Source organism: Thiomonas islandica (assembly GCF_055383445.1).
Genome location: NZ_AP042391.1, coordinates 2,029,983 through 2,047,504, shown reverse-complemented (window position 1 = coordinate 2,047,504; position 17,522 = coordinate 2,029,983). Strand labels below are relative to the sequence as shown.

21 protein-coding genes and 2 pseudogenes are annotated in these 17,522 nt (G+C 64.4%); 8 read left to right on the top strand and 15 right to left on the bottom strand.

What is annotated here, in order from left to right; all coding sequences use genetic code 11:
* Position 1 precedes the first annotated feature (1 nt).
* Positions 2 to 943, top strand: a complete 942-nt coding sequence (gene prmC / locus ACZ47F_RS10105; protein ID WP_464924588.1) for a peptide chain release factor N(5)-glutamine methyltransferase — start codon at positions 2 to 4, stop codon at positions 941 to 943.
* Here prmC and ACZ47F_RS10100 read toward each other — a convergent pair.
* From ACZ47F_RS10100 to ACZ47F_RS10080, 5 genes are all read right to left on the bottom strand, one after another.
* Entirely contained in the window at positions 874 to 1,401 is a 528-nt protein-coding gene (locus tag ACZ47F_RS10100) for a hypothetical protein (RefSeq protein WP_464924587.1), read from the bottom strand. The genes prmC and ACZ47F_RS10100 overlap by 70 nt on opposite strands.
* The gene (locus ACZ47F_RS10095; RefSeq protein ID WP_464924586.1) at positions 1,398 to 2,252 is read right to left on the bottom strand and encodes an FAD:protein FMN transferase; all 855 of its coding nucleotides are present in this window, start codon (positions 2,250 to 2,252) and stop codon (positions 1,398 to 1,400) included. Before ACZ47F_RS10095 ends, ACZ47F_RS10100 begins: the two co-directional genes overlap by 4 nt.
* Positions 2,249 to 2,794 (bottom strand): FMN-binding protein, encoded by a 546-nt coding sequence (locus tag ACZ47F_RS10090; RefSeq protein WP_464924585.1) that lies wholly within the window; start codon positions 2,792 to 2,794, stop codon positions 2,249 to 2,251. Before ACZ47F_RS10090 ends, ACZ47F_RS10095 begins: the two co-directional genes overlap by 4 nt.
* A gap of 11 nt (positions 2,795 to 2,805) precedes the next feature.
* Positions 2,806 to 3,705, bottom strand: coding sequence for a DUF6662 family protein (locus tag ACZ47F_RS10085; RefSeq protein WP_464924584.1), 900 nt, complete (start codon positions 3,703 to 3,705; stop codon positions 2,806 to 2,808).
* A 195-nt stretch (positions 3,706 to 3,900) separates the two neighbouring features.
* On the bottom strand, positions 3,901 to 6,159 hold the full coding sequence (locus tag ACZ47F_RS10080) for an Orn/Lys/Arg family decarboxylase (RefSeq protein ID WP_464924583.1): 2,259 nt from the start codon (positions 6,157 to 6,159) through the stop codon (positions 3,901 to 3,903).
* Positions 6,160 to 6,233: 74 nt separating this feature from the next.
* On the opposite strand from ACZ47F_RS10080, the gene ACZ47F_RS10075 reads away from it, so the two are divergent.
* From ACZ47F_RS10075 to ACZ47F_RS10060, 4 genes are all read left to right on the top strand, one after another.
* On the top strand, positions 6,234 to 6,710 hold the full coding sequence (locus ACZ47F_RS10075) for an NfeD family protein (RefSeq protein WP_464924582.1): 477 nt from the start codon (positions 6,234 to 6,236) through the stop codon (positions 6,708 to 6,710).
* 38 nt (positions 6,711 to 6,748) lie between these two features.
* Positions 6,749 to 7,654, top strand: coding sequence for an SPFH domain-containing protein (locus tag ACZ47F_RS10070; RefSeq protein WP_464924581.1), 906 nt, complete (start codon positions 6,749 to 6,751; stop codon positions 7,652 to 7,654).
* The gene (locus tag ACZ47F_RS10065) at positions 7,651 to 8,487 is read left to right on the top strand and encodes a ferritin-like domain-containing protein (RefSeq protein ID WP_464924580.1); all 837 of its coding nucleotides are present in this window, start codon (positions 7,651 to 7,653) and stop codon (positions 8,485 to 8,487) included. The genes ACZ47F_RS10070 and ACZ47F_RS10065 overlap by 4 nt, the downstream gene beginning before the upstream one ends.
* A gap of 190 nt (positions 8,488 to 8,677) precedes the next feature.
* Positions 8,678 to 9,094 (top strand): DUF2237 family protein, encoded by a 417-nt coding sequence (locus ACZ47F_RS10060; RefSeq protein WP_464924579.1) that lies wholly within the window; start codon positions 8,678 to 8,680, stop codon positions 9,092 to 9,094.
* Positions 9,095 to 9,115: 21 nt separating this feature from the next.
* Here ACZ47F_RS10060 and ACZ47F_RS10055 read toward each other — a convergent pair whose 3' ends face one another.
* The 4 genes from ACZ47F_RS10055 to ACZ47F_RS10040 form a co-directional block, all read right to left on the bottom strand.
* Positions 9,116 to 9,616 carry a Crp/Fnr family transcriptional regulator gene (locus ACZ47F_RS10055; protein ID WP_464924578.1) on the bottom strand — a complete coding sequence of 167 codons (501 nt, stop codon included), beginning with the start codon at positions 9,614 to 9,616 and terminating at the stop codon, positions 9,116 to 9,118.
* Between the two features lie 87 nt (positions 9,617 to 9,703).
* Positions 9,704 to 10,213 carry a MarC family protein gene (locus ACZ47F_RS10050; RefSeq protein ID WP_464924577.1) on the bottom strand — a complete coding sequence of 170 codons (510 nt, stop codon included), beginning with the start codon at positions 10,211 to 10,213 and terminating at the stop codon, positions 9,704 to 9,706.
* 158 nt (positions 10,214 to 10,371) lie between these two features.
* Entirely contained in the window at positions 10,372 to 10,767 is a 396-nt protein-coding gene (locus tag ACZ47F_RS10045; RefSeq protein ID WP_464924576.1) for a hypothetical protein, read from the bottom strand.
* Positions 10,764 to 11,462 (bottom strand): FHA domain-containing protein, encoded by a 699-nt coding sequence (locus ACZ47F_RS10040; protein ID WP_464924575.1) that lies wholly within the window; start codon positions 11,460 to 11,462, stop codon positions 10,764 to 10,766. Before ACZ47F_RS10040 ends, ACZ47F_RS10045 begins: the two co-directional genes overlap by 4 nt.
* On the opposite strand from ACZ47F_RS10040, the gene ACZ47F_RS10035 reads away from it, so the two are divergent.
* Together ACZ47F_RS10035 and ACZ47F_RS10030 are read left to right on the top strand one after the other, a co-directional pair.
* The gene (locus tag ACZ47F_RS10035) at positions 11,457 to 11,807 is read left to right on the top strand and encodes a hypothetical protein (protein WP_464924574.1); all 351 of its coding nucleotides are present in this window, start codon (positions 11,457 to 11,459) and stop codon (positions 11,805 to 11,807) included. The two genes, ACZ47F_RS10040 and ACZ47F_RS10035, sit on opposite strands and share 6 nt — an antisense overlap.
* Positions 11,808 to 12,507: 700 nt before the next feature.
* Entirely contained in the window at positions 12,508 to 13,539 is a 1,032-nt protein-coding gene (locus tag ACZ47F_RS10030; RefSeq protein ID WP_464924573.1) for an IS5 family transposase, read from the top strand.
* A 155-nt stretch (positions 13,540 to 13,694) separates the two neighbouring features.
* Here the strand turns inward: ACZ47F_RS10030 and ACZ47F_RS10025 are convergent, their stop codons facing one another.
* The gene (locus ACZ47F_RS10025) at positions 13,695 to 13,850 is read right to left on the bottom strand and encodes a hypothetical protein (protein ID WP_464924572.1); all 156 of its coding nucleotides are present in this window, start codon (positions 13,848 to 13,850) and stop codon (positions 13,695 to 13,697) included.
* 245 nt (positions 13,851 to 14,095) lie between these two features.
* Between ACZ47F_RS10025 and ACZ47F_RS10020 the strand changes: the two genes are divergently transcribed.
* Positions 14,096 to 15,241: a diguanylate cyclase gene (locus ACZ47F_RS10020; protein WP_464924571.1), complete on the top strand. Its 1,146-nt coding sequence runs from the start codon at positions 14,096 to 14,098 to the stop codon at positions 15,239 to 15,241.
* Positions 15,242 to 15,377: 136 nt separating this feature from the next.
* On the opposite strand, the pseudogene ACZ47F_RS10015 reads toward ACZ47F_RS10020, so the two are convergent.
* The 5 genes and pseudogenes from ACZ47F_RS10015 to ACZ47F_RS09995 form a co-directional block, all read right to left on the bottom strand.
* Positions 15,378 to 15,556, bottom strand: a pseudogene (locus ACZ47F_RS10015) (IS5-like element ISCARN85 family transposase); the annotation flags it as partial.
* Positions 15,557 to 15,607: 51 nt separating this feature from the next.
* A pseudogene (locus ACZ47F_RS10010) lies at positions 15,608 to 15,781 on the bottom strand (transposase domain-containing protein); the annotation flags it as partial.
* The gene (locus ACZ47F_RS10005) at positions 15,744 to 15,947 is read right to left on the bottom strand and encodes a hypothetical protein (protein ID WP_464926655.1); all 204 of its coding nucleotides are present in this window, start codon (positions 15,945 to 15,947) and stop codon (positions 15,744 to 15,746) included. The pseudogene ACZ47F_RS10010 and the gene ACZ47F_RS10005, both read right to left, overlap by 38 nt.
* A 14-nt stretch (positions 15,948 to 15,961) precedes the next feature.
* The gene (gene xerD, locus ACZ47F_RS10000) at positions 15,962 to 16,915 is read right to left on the bottom strand and encodes a site-specific tyrosine recombinase XerD (RefSeq protein WP_464924570.1); all 954 of its coding nucleotides are present in this window, start codon (positions 16,913 to 16,915) and stop codon (positions 15,962 to 15,964) included.
* Positions 16,908 to 17,438 carry a methylated-DNA--[protein]-cysteine S-methyltransferase gene (locus ACZ47F_RS09995; protein ID WP_464924569.1) on the bottom strand — a complete coding sequence of 177 codons (531 nt, stop codon included), beginning with the start codon at positions 17,436 to 17,438 and terminating at the stop codon, positions 16,908 to 16,910. The genes xerD and ACZ47F_RS09995 overlap by 8 nt, the downstream gene beginning before the upstream one ends.
* Positions 17,439 to 17,522: the final 84 nt, after the last annotated feature.

The following is a 17,522-nucleotide window of genomic DNA, read 5'->3' as shown; positions in this document are numbered from 1 at the left end:
CATGCACCCCATCCCCGCATCCGAACTGCAAGCGCTCGGCCCCGAGGGTCAGGCCGACTTTATCCGGCGGCTGCACCGGCTGAGCGCCGCGCTCGCCCCCCTGCCGGACAAGCCGGAAGAAACCCCCTACTCCGCGCTGCGTGCGCTGTGGCTACTAGCCGCGGGAACCGCGCTGTCGCTCCATGCCGCGATGGACACTCCGCTGCAGCCGCTCTGCGCCGCGCAGCGCGATACCCTCGACAGCCTGATCGCCCGGCGCATCGCCGGCGAGCCGATTGCCTACCTCACCGGCAGGCAGCGTTTCATGGGGCTGGAATTGCTGGCCCGCCCCGACGCGCTGATTCCGCGAGCGGAGAGCGAGCTGCTCGGCACGGCAGCCGCACAAAAGCTGCGCGCGATGGCGGCGGGTGCGACGGCCACGCCGCCGGTGGTGATCGACGTCTGCTGCGGCTCGGGCAATCTGGCACTGGCGCTGGCGCATGCGGTGCCGCAGGCGCAGGTGCATGGTGCCGACATCTCGGCGGCGGCCATCGCCCTGGCGCGCGAGAACGCCCACCAGCTCGGACTGGAGCAGCGCGTGACCCTGCATGCCGGCGATCTGCTCGCCCCCTTCGGCCCCGCATTTTCCCGCAAGGTCAATCTGCTGGTGTCGCTACCGCCCTACATTTCGACCGTCAGAATGGACAGCATGCCGCGCGAGATCGTCGGCCACGAGCCGCATCTGGCGTTCGACGGCGGGCCGTTCGGTGTGCGCATCCTGATGCGCCTGATCCGCGAAGCGCCGCCGCTGCTGCGGCCCGGCGGCTGGCTAGGCTTGGAAGTCGGCCTTGGCCAGGGCCCCGCGATGGTGCAACTGCTCGACAAGCATCCGGCCTACGGCCGTGTGGAGACCGTGTGCGACGCCGACGGCGCAGTACGCGCAGTACTGGCGCAGGCGGTCTGAACACGGCGGCTGCGCAGCGGCCAGGCACGCGCTGCAGCGGCACGCGCGCCAGCCCGGTGCGCGACATACAGCACCGGTAACGCGCCGCCCACCAACAGATGCACCACCGCGCTCCACGCAGCAAGCCGCTCGCCGCCGGCGTAATACAGCGCTAAGCCAGTGGCGCCCAGCAGGCCGAACGCGAGTAGCAGCAACGCGCCGCTGATCAGGTTTTCGCGCCGCACCCAGCCCGCGCGCACATGCACCGTCCATAGCGCGCCGACCAGTCCGAGCATGAGGAAAAAGCTCAGCGCATGCAGCGCAGCCACCCACACCCGCGCCCCGCTGGGCAGGAGCCACGGCAGCTCCCACTCCAGCCGCATGTGCAGCGCGCCGGGAGCCAGCAGCAGCCCGCTGGAGAGCAGCGCCAACAGCACGGCGTGCAGCAGCGGCACGAAGCCGCGCGGATAGGTTTTCATGCGACGCCCTCCGGCGCGGCGTGCACGATGGCCCCGCCTAGGCGCGCTAGCAGCGCATGGCGACGCGCGGCGTCGGCCAGCGCCGCGACCTTGGTCAGCGCATCGGCACGCCAGCACTGCGCCGCACGCACGCTCCAGACCTGCGGGGTGGCAACCGCATCCGCGCGTCCTGCGGGATGCAGCACGCAGCCCGGAAAGCGCTCGCGGTCGGCCGCGTCCAGACCCAGCGCCGAGCTGGCCACGGCAGCATTGCGCAACCGGCCCGCGGCGTGAATCACACCGTCCGCAATGCGGATCGCCAGCGGCAGCGCCTGCGGCCCGTACACCCGCAGATCACCCCCGGCGTTGACCACCGCCTGTGCCACCCCAGCGCGCTGCAGGCAGCGGATCGCGCAATCGACCGCATAGCCCTTGGCAATGCCGTCGAGCGTGAGCAGCACCGGGCGGCGCAGCGCCACCCGCCGCCCGGGCAGCAGCGCCACCGCATCCGCGCCCGGCGGTGCATCCAGTGTGGCAAAACCGTGATCCGGCAACAGGCCGCGCGCCACCAACTGGCCCGCAACCGTGATGTCGAAGCACCCCGCGCTGGCCCGCGACAGAGCGAGCGCCTTGCGCAGCACGTCCCAGGTCCAGACATCGACCGGCTGCGGCTGGCGATGCGCATCCCGGTTAATGCGCGACAGCGCGCTGTCCGGTGCGTGAAAACTCATGCGCTGCTGCACCCGCGCCACATGCAGGAACGCCGCGCGCACCGCGCGTTCCACCCTTGCTGCGCGGCCCGCGGCGCGGATTTCCACCCAGGTGCCGAGCAGGGGCTGCATGCGGACCACGGTGCGCAGAACGTCGCTCATTTCCCCGCCTGCAGCGCGATCTGCTGCAGCACTAGCAGCCGCTTGACCCCATTCATCACATTGCGGCAGGACAGCGTCGCGCCACTGATGTTGGGCACGTCCTTGTCGAGTTTGAACGGGTCAGCCAGCGTCTTGCCCACCAGCGTCTGGCGCCACCCCGGGCGGGTGATCTGGTCGCCATAGGTTTCGCGAAAAATCAGCACCTCGACCCCGCGCACCTTGCCCTCGGGCAGCAGGCCCACCGCGTAGTGGATGAACTCATGTTTGCCGACCACGTCGTCGACGATGAACCAGCCGAGCAGCCTGCCGCCCTTTTCCGCGCGCCAGACCTCCTGCCGGTCCCAGCGCTGTTTCAGGCCGGATCGATCCTCGATCGCCGCCTTTTGCTGCGGCGTGAGCTGCAACGGTGCGCTGACAAAGCGCTCGGCCTCGGGGAAGATCGCCTTTTGTGCCTGCTCGACCGTGAGGTATTCGGTCGCATAGGCGGGGCCTGCGACCAGCGCCGCCAGCGGCAGCAGCGCGGATGTCTGCCAGCTTCGCATCGCCCGCTCCGTCAGAAATTCAAGCCGATCTTGAGCCGCAGCTCGCGCCTGGCGTGGTCGGCCAGGTGCAGCCCGGCGCGGTTGCCGTCGGCCTCGTTCGAGCCGCGCAACTGCTCGGCCCAGGTGAACGTGGTCCACCAGCGCTTGCCGCCGTAGTGGATCGATGGCCCGGCAAACAAGTCCCAGTGGTCGAATTCCCACGAACCGCCTGCCGGCCGCAGCAGCTCGGCATCGATCCAGCCCTCCACGCCCAGCGACCAGTTCGGCGCAAAGCGATACGACACGCCGCTGCGCAGCCGGGGTGCAACCGCCACCTCGGTGCCGCTTCCAGCATCAGGCCGCCAGGTCTCGGCTTCGAGCTCCAGATTGGTCAGCCATTGCAACTGCCCGTCGAGATAGGGTTTTTGCAGGATCAGCTTGGTTTCCAACTCCCAGCCGCGGCCCTTCTCGCCGGTGATCGCATCGACTGTGTCGTAGCTCACCTCGCCATACAAGGCCACGCCGAGGTCCTCCTTGTACGGCGAGGCGAGCATTTTTTTGATCTCGACCGACATCCCGCTGAACTGGGTGCTGTGCCGGCTGCCGGTGATCTCTGGCGCATCGAGCGGCCCGGCGCAGCCGACCGTGCCGCAGTCGTAACTGTGGCGGTAGCCGTTGAGATAGACCGAACCGCTCAGGCTGTCGGTGATGCCGTATTCCGCTTCGGCGCGGAACTGCTGCGCTGAGTAGCTGCCGCGGCGCTTGCCGTCGTAGTCGGTGATCCAGATATACGCCTCGGACTTGCCCTGCGGCAGGGTTTCGGCGCCGATGGTGTAGCCGAGCAGGTTTTCGTCAGCTTGCGCGTCCAGTGGAATTGCCGCGCCCGCAAAGCCGAGCAAAGACACCAGACAGACAGTTTGGACTCGTTTCAAAATGACCTCCGTTTTGATAACGGTTCGCATTTTTGTTTTTATTTCTAAACATGTCAACAGCCTCCGCATCTGGCTTGGGTGATTCGGTGGCGCGCGTAAGCTGGCCCCGCCCGCAGCGGGGTCGTACAGCAGGAAATCCCGGCGGCGGGGGCGCCGCCGAGGACGAGCAGAGAACCGGACTGCTACTTCAGGCCGTCAGGCCTTGACGCAGTCGACGAAATAGCGCTTGTGCCCGGACGCGTCGGTTTGCGTCACCAGCCCATGCACATCGGTGGCAAAGCCGGGGAAGCGCTGGTTGAAGTCGCGCGCGAATTCGAGATAGCGCTGGATCGGCCGGTTGAAGCGCTCGCCGGGGATCAGCAGTGGAATGCCTGGCGGATACGGAGTGACGAGCGCCGCGGTGACGCGGCCTTCGAGCTGGTCGATCTCGACACGCTCGATCTCGCGGTGCGCCATCTTCGCGTACGCTTCGCTCGGCGTCATTGCGGGCTGCAGGTCCGACAGATACATCTCCGTGGTCAGCCGCGCGACATCGTTTTGCCGGTACGCCTCGTGGATTTGCTGGCACAGATCGCGCAGGCCGACGCGTTCGTAGACCGGGTTCTGCGCGATGAACTCGGGCAGGATGCGCCACAGCGGCTGGTTGCGGTCGTAGTCATCCTTGAACTGCTGCAGCGCGGTCACCAGCGTGTTCCAGCGGCCTTTGGTGATGCCGATGGTGAACATGATGAAAAAGCTGTAGAGCCCAGTTTTTTCCACGATGACGCCGTGCTCGGCGAGGAAACGGGTGACGATCGCCGCCGGAATGCCGGTGGCGTCGAAGTCGCCGTTGAGCTTGAGCCCCGGGGTGACCACGGTCGCCTTGATCGGGTCGAGCATGTTGAAGCCTTCAGCGACCGAGCCAAAGCCGTGCCAGTCGTCCTCGGCGCGCAGCATCCAGTCGTCGCGCTCGCCGGTGCCCTCTGCGGCCAGCGACTGCGGCCCCCAGACTTCGAACCACCAGTCCTGTCCGTAGTCGGCATCGACCTTGCGCATCGCGCGGCGGAAGTTCATCGCCTCGAGGATGCTCTCTTCGACCAGCGCGGTGCCGCCAGGCGGCTCCATCATCGCCGCGGCCACGTCGCAGGAGGCGATGATCGCGTACTGCGGCGAGGTCGAGCTATGCATCAGATACGCCTCATTGAAGCGGTGGAAGTCGAGCTGCTGGTTCTGCGCGTTCTGCACCAGAATCTGTGAGGCCTGGCTCAGACCGGCGAGCAGCTTGTGCGTCGACTGCGTCGAAAACACCAACGACTCGCGCGTGCGCTCGCGTCCCTCGCCGATGGCGTGCATGCCGCGGTAGAAGTCGTGAAACGCTGCATGAGGCAGCCAGGCCTCGTCGAAATGCAGGGTGTCGATGTGGCCGTCGAGCATCTGCTTGATCAGGTCGACGTTGTAGACCACGCCGTCGTAGGTCGATTGCGTGATGGTGAGGATGCGCGGCTTGACCTTGCCCGCCAGATGGCTGGTCAGCGGGTTTTCGGCAATCTTGCGCGCGATGTTCTCGGGGCGGAATTCATCCTTGGGGATCGGGCCGATGATGCCGTAGTGGTTGCGCGTCGGCGTGAGGAACACCGGCAGCGCGCCGGTCATGATGATTGCGTGCAGCACCGATTTGTGGCAGTTGCGGTCGACCACGACCACATCGCCTGGGGCGACGGTCGAATGCCAGACCATCTTGTTCGAGGTTGAGGTGCCGTTGGTGACGAAAAACAGATGGTCGGCATGGAAGATGCGCGCAGCATTGCGCTCGGATGCCGCCACCGGGCCGGTATGGTCGAGCAGCTGGCCGAGTTCTTCGACTGCGTTGCACACGTCGGCGCGCAGCAGGTTCTCGCCGAAAAACTGGTGGAACATCTGCCCGACCGGGCTTTTGAGAAACGCCACGCCGCCCGAATGCCCTGGGCAGTGCCAGGAATACGAGCCATCGGCGGAATAGCCCACCAGGGCGCGGAAAAACGGCGGCGGCAGCGAATCCATGTAGGCGCGCGCCTCGCGGATGATGTGCCGGGCGACGAACTCGGGCGTATCCTCGAACATGTGGATGAAGCCGTGCAGCTCGCGCAGGATGTCGTTGGGAATGTGCCCCGAGGTGCGTGTCTCGCCGTAGAGGTAGATCGGGATTTCGGCATTGCGAAAGCGGATTTCCTCGATGAAGGCGCGCAGCGAATGCAGCGCTGCGGGTTCGACGCCTTCTTCCGCGGTGGCGAACTCTTCATCGTCGATCGACAGGATGAAGGCGCTGACCCGGCTTTGCTGTTGCGCGAAGCTGGACAGGTCGCCGTAGCTGGTCACGCCCAGCACTTCCATGCCTTCTTTTTCGATGGCCTGCGCCAGCGCGCGAATGCCCAGGCCGGAAGAGTTTTCCGAGCGGAAATCCTCATCGATGATCACAATGGGAAAGCGAAAGTGCATGACGGCTCCGGCGGGAACGGGATAAAGTGCCACAGTGTAGGAAATCCCGATGTCGCAATACGCAACTCACGCTGATGGACAACCCGACCGCCTGGTGGATTCTTGCTGGCCTCTTCGTCGCTCTCGAACTGCTCAGCGGCACCTTCTACCTGCTGATGCTCGCGATCGGCGCTGCAGCCGGTGCACTCGCGGCGCATGCAGGCCTGCCGCGCGAGCTGCACTGGGTGGCGTTCACCCTGGTGGGCGGCGGCGCGGTCGTGGTGCTGTACTTCAGCCGCCGCAGCCTCGGTCGGCGCACGGCGCAGGACATGCGCCACGACAACCTCGATCTCGGCGCCACGGTGGAGGTCTCCTCCTGGTCTGCCGAGGGGATGGCCCGGGTGCACTACCGCGGCTCCGACTGGAACGCCCGCCCGGTGCGGCGCGGCCCGCTGCACACCGGCCCGCACCGCATCGCAGGCCAGGACGGCAATGTGCTGCTGATCGAGCCCTTGCCCGAGGCGCTGGCCTGTCCACCGAATGACACGAGCGCGCAGCACAATCCGGGCTGATCGCGCCCGTCGCACCGTTTCTCAACAGGGAGTCGTTCATGGAAATCGCCATTGTCCTGGCCGTCATCGCGGTGTTGTTCGTCAGCCGCGGCATCAAGATCGTGCCGCAGCAAAACGCCTGGATTCTCGAACGCCTCGGCCGCTATCACGCCACATTGCAACCGGGGCTGAACATCATCATCCCCTTCATCGACAACGTGGCCTACAAGCACTCGCTCAAGGAGATTCCGCTGGACGTGCCCAGCCAGGTCTGCATCACCAAGGACAACACCCAGCTCACGGTCGACGGGGTACTGTATTTCCAGGTGACCGATCCGATGCGGGCGAGCTATGGCTCGTCGAACTATGTCGTCGCGATCACCCAACTGGCACAGACCACGCTGCGCTCGGTGATTGGCAAACTCGAACTGGACAAGACCTTCGAGGAACGCGAGTTCATCAACCACAGCGTGGTCAACGCGCTGGACGAAGCGGCCGCCACCTGGGGCGTGAAGGTGCTGCGCTATGAAATCAAGGATCTGACCCCGCCCAACGAAATCCTCCATGCCATGCAGCGCCAGATCACCGCCGAGCGCGAAAAGCGCGCGGTGATCGCCACCTCCGAAGGCGCGCGGCAGCAGGCGATCAATGTGGCCGAGGGCGAGCGTCAGGCCTTTATCGCGCGCTCAGAAGGCGAGCGTCAAGCCGCGATCAACAAGGCACAGGGCGAGGCCGCGGCGATCGAGGCGGTGGCCAACGCCACCGCGCACGCGCTGGAGGTGATCGCCTCGGCGATCCAGAAACCAGGCGGCGAGCAGGCGGTACAGCTCAAGGTTGCACAGCAGGGCCTCGAGGCCTATGCGAATCTGGCCAAGGCCGGCACTAGCCTCATCGTTCCGGGCGACATGAGTCAGGCCGCCGCACTCATCGCCTCGGCCATGACTGTGCTGAAAAAATCCCAGTGACCCAGCGGTCTGCCCTGCCCTCGGCGCGTGCTGTGGCACTGGCCGCGCTGGTCGAGCCCGATCCCACGCGCAAGGTAGCGCTCGCGCTGAATTTGCGCTCCGGGCTGGTTGCGGGTGAGGTCACGATCGACCCGGCAGCGGATCTACAGCCTGCAGCGGGCATCGCCCTGCCCGGCTGCCCGTCCAGGCCCGTGCTGATGTCCGCCCAGCAGATGCCGCGTCGCAACCCGCGCGACCCGAAAGGCCATGCCGCGCTGCTGCACGCCATCGCGCACATCGAGTTCAACGCGATCAACCTTGCGCTCGATGCGGTGTGGCGGTTTCCAGGCCTGCCCGAGCGCTTCTACCGCGACTGGGTCCAAGTCGCCGCCGAGGAGGCCGAGCACTTCAGTCTGCTGCGCGCGCACCTGCAGCGCATCGGTGCCGACTATGGCGACTATCCGGCGCACAACGGCCTATGGGAAATGGCCGACAAGACCCGTTGCGACCTGCTCGCACGCATGGCGCTGGTGCCGCGCACGCTCGAAGCGCGTGGGCTGGATGTGAATCCCAGCATCCGCGCCAAGCTCGCTGCCGCCGGCGACCTACGTGGCGCTCAAATCCTCGACCGCATCCTGGCCGACGAAATCGGCCATGTGGCGGTGGGTAACCGCTGGTATCTCTGGGCCTGCGCCCGGCAGGGGCGTGATCCGCTGAGCACGCATGCGCAGCTTGCCGCGCAATTTGGCGCACCGCGCAGCAAGCCGCCGTTCAACCGCGATGCCCGACTGCAGGCCGGGTTCACGGCGGAGGAACTCGACCACATGGAGCGCGCGCAGGCAAATCCAGGTTGACCGCGCGGAAACTCACCCCGCCCGGTGCAACGCCATGCCGCCTCTGGCTATTCTTGCGCAGCCTCGTCGATCCGCCGCCCTGCATATGCCCGCCTTGTCCCGCACACCAAATTCCTTCGCCCCGATCGCCTGCGCCGCGTTGGCGATCTGTCTGCTGCCAATAGCCGCGCTAGCGGCTGTAAAGCCCGCCATGAGTCTCACCGCCAAGCCCGCTCTCAACGTCCTTGACCAGCCATTGCCGCCCTGCAGCCACGCGCCGCTGACCGGCTACCTGCGCGATGGCTCGTGCACCGTCACCGCCAATGACGCCGGAGTACATGGGGTGTGCGCCGTGATGACTGCCGAATTCCTGGCCTACACCAGGGCGCAGGGCAACGATCTGTCCACCCCGAACCCGGCGCTGCGTTTTCCGGGCCTCAAGCCGGGTGACCGCTGGTGCGTCTGCGCCGGGCGCTGGCAGCAGGCGCTCGACGCGGGCGTGGCACCCAAGGTCGTGCTTCAGGCCACCAGCCAGGAGGTGCTCAACTCGCTGTTCCTCGATGATCTGGCGCGGCACGCGGTCGATCCGCCCAAGCACCTGCCGCAACAACCCCTGCCCGGGCGCTGAGCAGCCACCGGCGCGCCGCGGTCAACGCCCGGTGCGATGGATGTACCGGTTGAGCTGTGCCATGTCCGCCGAGGTCCGGCGGTAGAGGTGGTCCAGGCTGATGATCGCCACTTCGAGCAACAGCACCGCGAGGATTGGTCGCTCCAGGCGCAAGCGGTCATACATGGTGCGACTGATGCGCAGCAGGCGGGTGTCCTCGCCGGCGCGCAGCCGGATCTCGCGCGGCTTGCGGTCGAAAAAGCTCATTTCGCCCAGCATCTCCCCCGGCATGATCCGGCCGATCTCCATCTCACTCTCGGGCAGTTGCGCGATCAGACAGCCCTGTCCATCGAGAACGAAAAACAGGCTTTCCCCAACCTGACCGATATCAGCGATGATCTCGCCTTTTTTCGGCGCCATCAGATCGCAATAGTCGAGAAAATCGTGGATTTCGCGGCGGGTGAGGATGCTGGTGTCGACCAGTTGGCCAAGGAAACGGGCAAGCGTTTCGCGGTCTTCAGCAGTCAGGGTCAGGCGTTCCATGTGGTAACCATGCGGTTGAACAATCGGTTGGGTGTGACATCGGGTACATATCCTAGCCCGCAGCCTGCGGTTTTGACAGCGTCGGCTTCACAATCCGAAATGGCTGCGGATGCCCGACAGCAGCATGTTGACCGCAATCGCGGTGAGGATCAGGCCCATAAGCTTTGCTGCGGCGTTCATCACCGAGTCGCCCAGCCACTTGAGCAGGGTTTCACTCATCAGCAACAAGCCACCGGTCACGGCCACGGGCGAACTGAGCGCGCCCACCCAGGTCCAGATTTGGCTGGGCTGGCGTGAGGCCAGCAGCAACACGGTGGCCAGCGCCGAGGGACCGGCGAGCAGCGGTACCGCCAGCGGAAAGATCAGCGGCTCGCGCCCGCTGCCAGCGCCGAAGATTTCGGATGTGGTGGAGAAGATCATCTTGATCGCCACCAGCAGCAGGATGACCCCGCCAGCCACCTCGATCGACGGCTGGCTGAGGTTCATCAGTTTCAGAAAGCCGTGGCCGCCAAGCATGAAGGCCAGCAGCACTACATAGGCAATGCCGATTTCGCGCAGCGCCACCGGCATCCGGCGCCCAATCGGCAACTGGCGCATCACTGCGATGAAAAACGTGCCCTGGCTGATACGCGGACAGCGGTTTGTTGCGCTTGCCCTTGCGCTGAAGGCCTGGCTCAACGAGCAAGACCCGGAAACCGAGAAGCGTGCCAAGGCGGCGAAATTCACTAGGGCCGTTCAACGCCTGAGAGTCGGTTTCACTTCAGAATCTGCACCCACGCAAAGTAGACAGTCTGTCCTTGATCTTCTGGACGCAGACCCGGACGGCTTCGCGCAACCTCCCCGAAAACCACTCGAGGAGCCATTCCTTCTAGAGTCAAATCGACCGCAACCGGATCCCCGGCCTGGACGATCTCGGCATGCGTCTGCAGGACCAACCCTCCTTGGTGGTCGTCCAAGACCAGCAACGCGGGGTGCCAAGGCACATGCGCGTCTGCCAAAAGCCAGCCTTGACGCATCCGTACCCATCGCGCATGAAAGGTATTGCGGTTATCCAGGCGCAAGCCTTCGATTTTTTTGAGCAGATCCTGCAGCTTGGGGTCGTCCCAATTCACATCTACAGCGTGGGACATCGGGTCGACGGGGCGAGTCATGGCTCAATCTCCTCAAAGTCCAGATTCTGCTCAGCCAATCCGGACCCCATGACGACGACGGGTTGGGGGTTCTGTGCTGCGTGGCCCTGCACGGTCACGCGCCCTGGCCGATCCACCAGAAACCGCAAATCCGGGGGCTGTCCGGGAAGCGGCGCACGTCCGAAATACAGCGCACCTGCAGCGCGCAAGACAACCGCAGTGCGGTGCACTCGCACGATCACGCCGGAAAGACCATATTGCAGCCAGCTGCCATTGCGGCTCAGATCGGTGAGGGTGTAGTCCCCATCGCGCCAAAGCACGACCGCCTGCCGCCGAGACACGTCCTCGCGATCGATGACGATGTCGGCCTCGGATGACCGGCCGATGTGGACCACACGGCCCGGAATCACGACTCGTTCCGGTCCGCTGTCGGGGCGTTGAAGATGCAACCAGAGCAGAGTGGCACTGTCCGGCTGTGCGTTTTCCGGCGGATCCATCCAGACGTCCGTCAACCCAGAATCCCATTGCATGCGGTGCACGTGTTGCAAGGTCTCGCGCAGCGACTGGGACAACTGCTGAACCGCGGCAGCATCCAGCAGGATTTGTCCTCCTTGGGCCGCCGCGGCCAGTGCATTGGCGTGTTGCAGAGTCTGGCCTTCGTAATCTGGGGGCTGCCCCAGGATTCGCCCCCTGCTGATCCCAATGGCCACATGCACCTCTACCTCGTGAGCAATGGGGCGTACCCATTGCATCAGATCGCGGCGCAGAGCACGCGCACAGACCAGGGCTCGCTCTGCTTGGTCGAACAGGGCCAGCAGACCGCTGCGGTCCGTGCGCACCACGATCCCACCCTGTGCGGCAGCGCGGTGCGCCAGGCGCTGCGCTGCGCGCTGCATGAAATCTTGTGCCTTGCGCTCGCCCAGAGTAATAAACAGGGTGTGAACGGGCGGAATCTCGGCGCTAAGCGCCACCAGCACCGGCGCTGGCATGTCGGGCTTTTTCCAAAAGGGGATCACAACACCGCCACCCTTTCTATCGCCGCGGCACACGCAGTGGGATGAGGGTGTTGATCCAGCATCGGGCCGAATCGTCCTCTGGGCGTTGTCCCTCGCGGACGCTGTCGAGCACATAGACCTGCGTGTGGGCGGAAGACGACGCGTCATCGCAAAGGCCATACTCCAGCCCGTCTGTCAGTGGATCTGCGGTGAGGAGCAGGACCCGACCCTGCGCGTCTTCGCCAACTTGCATGACAACCTGCTCGGAGCCACCAGGCTGCAGCACGCACAGCACCACAGGACGCGGGTGGAACTGTCCGCGAGGATCATGCAGGAGTGCCTCGACGAGCGCGGGAAGCAGTGTGTGCGGTGCAGGGAGAATCGAAAAATCAGTCGGCATAAATGAAATGCATGGCAGCGGAGCAGAATTCGGCTTCACCCGAAACAGTGTAAAGATCCTGAGGCTTTCTGTGCCCGCGCTTTCCCGTGTGTTTCTGGATCGATTGTGAAATTTTTCACGGGATTGCGCAGTATTTTGTCTGTGTGATCTTCGATCAGCACCTTAGCAGGCCGTTAAAAAACGTCGCGAGGATGGCCAGATGCAAGGCGCACGGCGCGCAGCGACCGAGACATATCAAATAGATAGGCGAGGCAGCGCGCACCGTGCAACGCCGCAGATGGCCCACCGCAGTAGTGGGCGCCTCGAAAAACCTGGCCGTCGAGCGGCGGGCCGGGCATCATGTGGGCATGGTGACGTGATGAGGGGATGGCGGTGATCAAGGTCAGTCTGTTCGCGGAGCAAGAGCGCGAGACCAAGCTGGACAAGATCGGCGACGCGCTGAGCAAACTGGCCCAGCACGTGGACTTCGCGGCGTTGGCTGCGGAGATCGACGAGGCTGCGCCGCGCCCTGGTCGCGAGCGGGGCGGGCGCCCGCCGTTTCCGACGGAACTGATGATTCGCGTCCTGGTGATCCAGCAGATCTACAACCTCAGCGACGAGCAGATGGAGTTCCAGCTTCTGGATCGGCTGAGCTTCCAACGCTTCGTGGGCCTGCGGCAGAGTTCGCAGGCGCCGGACCGCACGACCATCTGGACTTTCAAGGAGCGGCTGATCAAGGCCGGTGCCAGCGAACGCATCTTCGATGCGGTGAGGCAGCAACTCGACCGTCACGGCTACATCGCGCGCGGCGGCCAGATGATCGACGCCAGCATCGTGCCCGTGCCGAAGCAGACGCTGAGCAGGGACGAGAAAGAGATTGTTCAGCAGGACGCGATGCCGGCCGAGTGGTCGGCGCCCAAGCGCCGGCAGAAGGACATCCAGGCCCGCTGGACCAAAAAGCACGGCAAGAGCTACTTCGGCTACAAGCTCTCGACCAGCGTGGACCGGCGGCACAAGCTGATCCGGGGCATTCACATCAGCACGGCCAGCGAGCACGACACCCTGCACTTCGAGGGCGTCCTCGACGCGGGCAACACTAGCCGCGACGTCTGGGCTGACAAGGGTTACGTCGACGGCGAACGCGAGGAGCGTCTGAAGGCCCAGGGCTGGCGCATGCACATCCAGCGCAAGGGGCAGGCCGGCAAGCCGCTGTCCGACTGCCAGGAGCGGCGCAATCGGCGCATTGCCAAGACCCGCGCTCGTGTGGAGCACATCTACGCCAGCCTGGAACAGATGGGCGGTAAGGCGCTGCGCTCGATCGGCCTGGACCGGGCGACGCTGCATCTGAACTGGAAGGCCGCGACGTACAACCTGCGGCGTCTGTGCTCGCTGATGGAGGTGGGGCCGGCGCCCTTCTGACGCCCGAAATGGGCCTGGAGCGGTCGAATGCCACCGGACCAGGGCTCCAGACGGCGGAGAAATCCCCTCGCCACCCTTCGCGTGGCTCGGAAACGCGCTCGTTTGAGACATCATCACGGCACGGTCAGGTCAAAGATGCGGTAATTCGAGGTGCCCTAGTTTTTCAACGGCCTGTTAGCGTGCGAGCGCATACCCGCCAGCCATGCTGCAAGCAGCGTCGCGAGGATCAGCAGAATGGCGGTCGTCAAGCCGGCAACCTGCAGCGTCAACCACAGCGGCTGCAGATCGATCGGGACGCCGAACAGTTCCATCTCCGCCTCTGCGCGGCACTTCGTAGACGTAGCGGTCGATGATCTTCTGCGCATCGGGGGAGCGCAGCGTCTTGTGGCCCAATGTCCGTCCATCTCGTTTCATGTCCATGAGATGCACTGACTGACTCCTTATGAGCCCTCATGAGTCCCCTATTTGTCGACTTATTTATCGACTGCTGAGTAAGTTCAAATGTTTTCTGCCGGTTCAATAATGAACAATCTGGACAATCTGGGGTAAATAAACAATGCGCAAGACCAAGCCATCAGGCGAGCCGACCGCCTCTTCACACATCACCCCTGGACACGATCTCGCCTCGAGCGGCATGCCGCAGGTCGCGTTTGAAATCCCTGTTGGAACACGGCAGGCGCGCGAGCAAACCGCCCGTCGCATTTATCCCTTTCGCATCATCGGCATGGGGCTGGCGGGGCTGACCATCAGCGGGGTTCTGCTGATGCAGCACGCCGCCGCGTGGCGCTGGGCGCTGATGGGGTTGACCTGCCTGGTCTGGCCCCATGTCGCCTACCTCTGGGCGCGACTGAGCCGTGATTCCTACGACGCAGAGAAACGCAATCTGCTCATCGACTCGGCCATTGCGGGGATGTGGGTTCCCCTGATGCACTTCAACCTGCTGCCCAGCGTCGTGCTCGTGACGGTAACCACTTTCGATAAGTTCAGCACTGGCATTCGACGTCTTTGGTTGCGCTCCCTGCCTGGGTTGTTTGCAGCAGCAGCGCTCGTCACCCTGGTTCTGCGCCCGCCCGTGGACTTGCCAAGCTCACTGCTAGTCATCGTTTGTACCTTGCCGCTTCTCGTCGTCCACACCATGTCGACCGCAATTGGCAGCTACCGCCACATCCGCACCATCTCTCGCCAGAACAAACAGCTCGAGATGTTGCGCAGGACCGACTCGCAGACCGGCCTGTTTGTGCGTGACCATTGGCTGAGTGAAGCCAACGCCGCGCTGCAAGCCTTTCACGCAAACGGACAGCCGGCGTGTTTGCTGATGATCGACATCGATCGGTTCAAAGACATCAACGATACCTACGGCCATGTGGCTGGCGATGAGGTCATCAGCTCGGCCGGGCGGGTGATTCGCGACAGCATTCGGACAAACGACAGCGCCGGGCGGTACGGCGGTGATGAATTTGCCGTACTTTGTCGGCAGACCCCGGCCGCTGAGGGGCACACCATTGCGCAGCGCATCCAAGATGGCCTGAAGGCACTGCACTTTCCTGATTACCCGGGGTTGCAGGTCACCAGCAGTATCGGACTAGCGCAGACCCAAGCTGGACTGACCACGCTGCGCGCCTGGATCCAGTCCGCCGATCTGGCGCTGTATGCCGCAAAACAGCGTCGCGATCATGCCGAAATAACGTCTGCAAGGGGCTGAACGTCTGCGGCGGTGCGGTGATGGTCGCGGCTGGCTGAAGCCGGCATCGACCCTTCTGTGGGCAGCAAGGGCGACGCTGAAGATAACGCGCTGGCCGAGACAATCAATGGCCTGTACAAGGCCGATCTAGGGCCTGTTAACACAAACCGCGAAGGCCATCGACCACCAGCAAGAAGCTGAGGAAACCGAGGAACATCACGACGAGTTTTTCAAACCAAGAGAAGATGCACCGGAAGCCCTTCAGGCGTCGGAACAGGTGCTCGACCTCGTTGCGGCGCTTGTACATTCTCCATCGCACTCCCATGGCTCGATGCGCGTCTTCATCGTATGCGTTCAACCAACCCATCTTGACACCTGAGGTGAAGGTCAGATGCTGAGTACAGGGGCGTTGGTTTTCGCCCAGTTGTGCGGCAGCAATTCACCCAGACGGCTGTTGGGCCAGGTGGGCTTCGTCAGCACATCTTTGAGATAGGCCCGGGGCGGTTCACAGAGCTTGGCCGATTCAATCAACCTCATGAGCACGGCAGCTCGGCCGCTGGCTGTCGTGCGTGGAGGCTGTGTCGGTCTTGATGGCGCTACGCGTTTCATAAAAACGGACGAGAGCAGGTTTCAGAACGACGTCACTTGCGATGAAAAACGGCAGGTTGCCAAACGGATCGAGGATCAACACCAGGACGAAGGCGGACCAGAAATCGTCATTGGCCATGATGCGTGGCGGGTTCAGGCACGGGGATGGTGGCGGGCATGCAAGGTCTTGAGCCGCTCGCGCGCGATGTGGGTGTAGATTTGTGTGGTGGAAATGTCGGCATGGCCAAGCAGCAGTTGCACCACACGCAAATCGGCACCGTGGTTGAGCAGATGCGTGGCAAAGGCATGGCGCAAGGTGTGCGGCGACAGCGGAATGTCGATTCCGGCCTTGCGCGCGTGGGCCTTAATCAAAGTCCAGAACATCTGCCGGGTCATGCCTGCGGTCTCGCGCGCACTCTGGCCGCTGCGCGCGGTGACGAACAAATAAGGACTGTCGCGCCCCTGCAACAAGACAGGGCGAGCGCTGCGCAAATAGCGCTGCAGCCATTCCTGCGCCGCATCGCCGAAAGGCACTAGTCTTTCCTTGCCGCCTTTGCCGGCGATCTGTACCACACCTTGGTCGAGAAAGAGGCGCACCACCGGCAGCGCCACCAGTTCGCTCACCCGCAGGCCGCTGGCATAGAGCAGTTCGAGCATGGCACGGTCGCGCAGCCCCAGCGCGGTGTCGACATCGGGCGCGGCGAGCAGTGCCTCGACCTGCGCCTCGCTCAGAGTGCGCGGCCGGCGTGCAGGTGTGCGCGCCAGGTCGAGCTGCACCGTGGGATCGTCGATGCGCAGCCGCTCGCGCAGCGCCCAGCGGTAAAACCGCCGCAACACCACCAGTCGCCGGTTGGACGATGTTGTCTTGCTCTGCGTAAAGCGGGCAGCGATGTACGCCTGCACATCCGCCAGCCCGGCCTGCGCCAACGCTGGCCGTTGAGTGAACGCCAGCCAGCGAGCCAGCAGCGTGAGATCACGGCGATACGCCGCCAGGGTGTTGGCAGACAGCCCATCTTCCAGCCATAGTGCGTCGCAAAAGCGGTCGATGATCGCCGCGCACGCGGCCGGTGCAGGGGGCCAGGCGGCGTGCACGTCTGCCTTAGCCATCGGGCGACAGGGCTGGCGAAAGCGCGCGGCGCTCGTGTGTCAGCAGCCAGCGCTTGATGCCAAGAAGGTGGCCGTCCTCTGCCGTCGAGTGCGCAAAGCCCCCCAGGCCGTAGCGTGCCACGATCCGGTGGCAGGGCACGATGGGGGCGAACGGATTGGCCGCGCACGCCTGACCGACCGCGCGCGCCGCGCTGTGCAACTGCCGGGCCGCGTCGCCATAGCTGCGAGTGCATCCCGACGGGATCTGCCGCAGCAGCGCCCAGACGCGCTGCTGGAACGCCGTGCCGACGACCGCCAGCGGCAGATCGAATGCGAAACCGGGGTCGTCGCAATACGCCTGCAGCTGCACGGCCACTTCACGGCACTGTGCCTGCGTCGGCGGCTTCAGCGGCGCATCTGGCGGCAGGTAGTCAAGCCGCAGCACCTCATGATCCGAGCAGATCATGCCCAGACGGCCAAACGGTAGGGCGATGACCGCATCGAATAGCGGGTTTGGGCTGGGGGACGGAGCGCGGGCAGACATGGGGCTAAGAGCTCTCAACGAGTGGACAAGGATACCCCGAGCCCGTCCCGGGCAACGACTTTGCCCGACAATGTTTCCATGATG